1 rRNA gene (running past one end of the window) is annotated in these 3,009 nt (G+C 55.0%); it reads right to left on the bottom strand.

Going from position 1 to position 3,009, the window contains the following annotated elements:
- Positions 1 to 25: 25 nt before the first annotated feature.
- Positions 26 to 3,009 (bottom strand): 23S ribosomal RNA (locus ACIRON_RS30820); it runs 109 nt beyond the window's last position.

Genomic DNA, 3,009 nt, shown 5'->3' with positions numbered 1-3,009 from the left:
TTGTTGTTTTTGTTGAGGGTTTATGAAAGATAAGCCCTCGGCCTATTAGTACCGGTCGGCTGGGCATCACTGCTGTACACCTCCGGCCTATCAACCCCATAGTCTGTAGGGGGCCTTAACCCATAAAGGGTGGGAAACCTCATCTTGAAACGTGCTTCCCGCTTAGATGCGTTCAGCGGTTATCACTTCCGAACGTAGCCAACCAGCCATGCACCTGGCGGTACAACTGGCACACCAGAGGTTCGTCCATCCCGGTCCTCTCGTACTAGGGACAGCCTTTCTCAAGTTTCCTACGCGCGCGGCGGATAGGGACCGAACTGTCTCACGACGTTCTAAACCCAGCTCGCGTGCCGCTTTAATGGGCGAACAGCCCAACCCTTGGGACCTACTCCAGCCCCAGGATGCGACGAGCCGACATCGAGGTGCCAAACCATCCCGTCGATATGGACTCTTGGGGAAGATCAGCCTGTTATCCCCGGGGTACCTTTTATCCGTTGAGTGACCACGCTTCCACATGCCGTGGCCAGATCACTAGTTCCGACTTTCGTCCCTGCTCGACATGTCTGTCTCACAGTCAAGCTCCCTTGTGCACTTACACTCGCCACCTGATTGCCAACCAGGCTGAGGGAACCTTTGAGCGCCTCCGTTACATTTTAGGAGGCAACCGCCCCAGTTAAACTACCCATCAGGCACTGTCCCTGAACCAGATCATGGTCCGAAGTTAGACATCTAGTACGACCAGAGTGGTATTTCAACGATGACTCCACACACACTGGCGTGTGCGCTTCACAGTCTCCCACCTATCCTACACAAGCCGAACCAAACACCAATACCAAACTATAGTAAAGGTCCCGGGGTCTTTCCGTCCTGCCGCGCGTAACGAGCATCTTTACTCGTAGTGCAATTTCGCCGAGTCCACGGTTGAGACAGCGCCCAAGTCGTTACTCCATTCGTGCAGGTCGGAACTTACCCGACAAGGAATTTCGCTACCTTAGGATGGTTATAGTTACCACCGCCGTTTACTGGGGCTTAAATTCTGAGCTTCGCCGTGAGGCTAACCCGTCCTCTTAACCTTCCAGCACCGGGCAGGAGTCAGTCCGTATACATCGTCTTACAACTTCGCACGGACCTGTGTTTTTAGTAAACAGTCGCTTGGGCCTGGTCTCTGCGGCCCTTCACGCTTCCCCCAGCTAGTGGGTTCACGATCCGGGCCCCCCTTCTCCCGAAGTTACGGGGGCATTTTGCCGAGTTCCTTAACCATGGTTCGCTCGATCGCCTCGGTATTCTCTACCTGATCACCTGAGTCGGTTTGGGGTACGGGCGGCTCATGACTCGCTAGAGGTTTTTCTCGACAGCATAGGATCATCGACTTCACCAAACGGCTCCCCATCACATCTCAGACATACAGAGCCCGGATTTGCCTAGACTCAGTCCTACATGCTTGGCCGGCGACAACCATCGCGCCGGTTCGACTACCTTCCTGCGTCACCCCATCACTTGACTACTACACACTCGGGTCCCATGTTCCACACACACGCCTCACCCCGAAGGGATCGGTCACGTGCGCTTCAGATGGTTAGCATCATGCGCCTCATCATGGGCGTCATTTCGCCGGTACGGGAATATCAACCCGTTGTCCATCGACTACGCCTGTCGGCCTCGCCTTAGGTCCCGACTTACCCAGGGCAGATTAGCTTGACCCTGGAACCCTTGATCAATCGGCGGATGTGTTTCTCACACATCATTCGCTACTCATGCCTGCATTCTCACTCGCGTACCGTCCACCGCTGGATCACTCCGCTGCTTCACTCGATACACGACGCTCCCCTACCCACCCCGGAAAACCGGAGTGCCATAGCTTCGGCGGATAACTTGAGCCCCGCTACATTGTCGGCGCGGAATCACTTGACCAGTGAGCTATTACGCACTCTTTCAAGGGTGGCTGCTTCCAAGCCAACCTCCTGGTTGTCACTGCGACTCCACATCCTTTTCCACTTAGTTATCGCTTAGGGGCCTTAGCTGATGGTCTGGGCTGTTTCCCTCTCGACAATGGAGCTTATCCCCCACTGTCTCACTGCTGCGCTCTCACTTACCGGCATTCGGAGTTTGGCTAACGTCAGTAACCTGGTCGGGCCCATCGGCTATCCAGTGCTCTACCTCCGGCAAGAAACACGCAACGCTGCACCTAAATGCATTTCGGGGAGAACCAGCTATCACGAAGTTTGATTGGCCTTTCACCCCTAACCACAGGTCATCCCCTCCATTTTCAACTGAAGTGGGTTCGGTCCTCCACGCCGTCTTACCGGCGCTTCAACCTGCCCATGGCTAGATCACTTCGCTTCGGGTCTAGAGCGCGCGACTCAATCGCCCTATTAGGACTCGCTTTCGCTACGGCTACCCCACACGGGTTAACCTTGCCACACACCGCTAACTCGCAGGCTCATTCTTCAAAAGGCACGCCATCACCCCCACTGCTGTAAACAGCCGGCCGGGCTCTGACGGATTGTAGGCACACGGTTTCAGGTACTATTTCACTCCCCGCCAGGGGTACTTTTCACCTTTCCCTCACGGTACTGGTCCGCTATCGGTCATCAAGAAGTATTTAGGCTTAGCGGGTGGTCCCGCCAGATTCACACGACATTCCACGAGTGCCGTCCTACTTGGGAAGTACATCAACCCAGCCAAACACATACGATTACGGGGCTATCACCCGCTACGGCCCAGCTTCCCAACTGGTTCACCTTCATGCTTGGTTTCTTACTGAGCTCACCGCCGGCAGACGATGAAAGACATATCCCACAACCCCAACTACGCAACGACTGCCGTCTATCACACGCAGTTGGTTTGGCCTCATCCGATTTCGCTCGCCACTACTCTCGGAATCACTATTGTTTTCTCTTCCTACGGGTACTGAGATGTTTCACTTCCCCGCGTTCCCTCCACACGCCCTATAGATTCAGGCGCAGGTAACACGACATGACTCGTGCTGGGTTTCCCCATTCGGACACC

This window comes from Nocardioides sp. NPDC101246 (assembly GCF_044767415.1).
Lineage (GTDB): Bacteria > Actinomycetota > Actinomycetes > Propionibacteriales > Nocardioidaceae > Nocardioides.
The sequence above is the reverse complement of the archived record's forward strand: the minus strand, read 5'-3'. Positions and strand labels throughout refer to the sequence as shown.